This window comes from Pontibacter rugosus (genome assembly GCF_042678745.1).
Classification (GTDB): domain Bacteria; phylum Bacteroidota; class Bacteroidia; order Cytophagales; family Hymenobacteraceae; genus Pontibacter; species Pontibacter rugosus.
The window spans coordinates 1-818 of sequence record NZ_JBHTLD010000463.1; the positions used below are offsets into that span (position 1 = coordinate 1).

Here is an 818-nt window from a genome sequence, read left to right on the forward strand (position 1 = left end):
TATTGAAATCATAATCAGAACATTCTGGCCTTTAAGGTTATATATTGGCTATGTCACTTTAGAATTCCATTAAAAATAATATTGACAAGGCCATCGAACACAGTGCCAGGCGTAGTAGGTAATTCCGATATTAGCTCCTGCGGAACCTGCTGCGTAAAATCGGGATTAAGAATAGTTTCAAGCGCGCTTGCATAAAGTAAAACGGCCATAGCACGATTCGCTTCCTGCTGAATAAAGCCTTTACGCACTCCCTCGTTCAATAATGCATTAAATCGCAGAAAAGCAGCGTCGGCTTTATGTTTTTGTAGTTGTTGCCATCCAGAAGGAGCATTACGTTTGATGTCCTCTACAAATAAAGGGTTGATATCATGCAGCTTTATGCCAACATAGCTAAATATCTGCTTTACTTTCTCAGGAAACGCAAGTTCCTCATCTTGCATAATTCGTTCTACCTCATATTGAATATCGAAACCATGTTGCCGAATCACGACGTTGAGTAATTCCTCTTTACTCTTGAAATACTGGTAAAGGGTTTTTTTGCTCATGCCTAGCCTTTTTGCAAGCTCTGCCATTAGAACTTTGCTGTAGCCATAGGTAAAGAACATTGTCTTTGCTTCAGCAATTATTCTATCACGTGGGTTATCTGTTGCCTCCATGGGAAAAAGGGGAGTTTATAAATGCTCTGTAAGTATGCTTCATTAAAAGTAATTGCAATGATTACTTTAGTGCAAATATAAAGATTATGTTAGCGATCTATGTCAAACCATTGCATTTTACGCTGCTATTAAACCTCTTTTTTTAAGGACAATATGTAAAGT

Annotated in this window: 1 protein-coding gene; it reads right to left on the reverse strand. The window is 37.9% G+C overall.

The features are described 5' to 3' along the window. Positions 1–53: 53 nt before the first annotated feature. Complete coding sequence (locus tag ACFQ2O_RS21925; RefSeq protein WP_377533100.1) at positions 54–656, reverse strand: TetR/AcrR family transcriptional regulator; 603 nt, start codon at positions 654–656, stop codon at positions 54–56. Positions 657–818: the final 162 nt, after the last annotated feature.

Excerpts from the sequence above, each read along its gene's own strand:
- ACFQ2O_RS21925 (WP_377533100.1), bottom strand. The coding sequence starts at position 656 with ATGGAGGCAACAGATAACCCACGTGATAGAATAATTGCTGAAGCAAAG.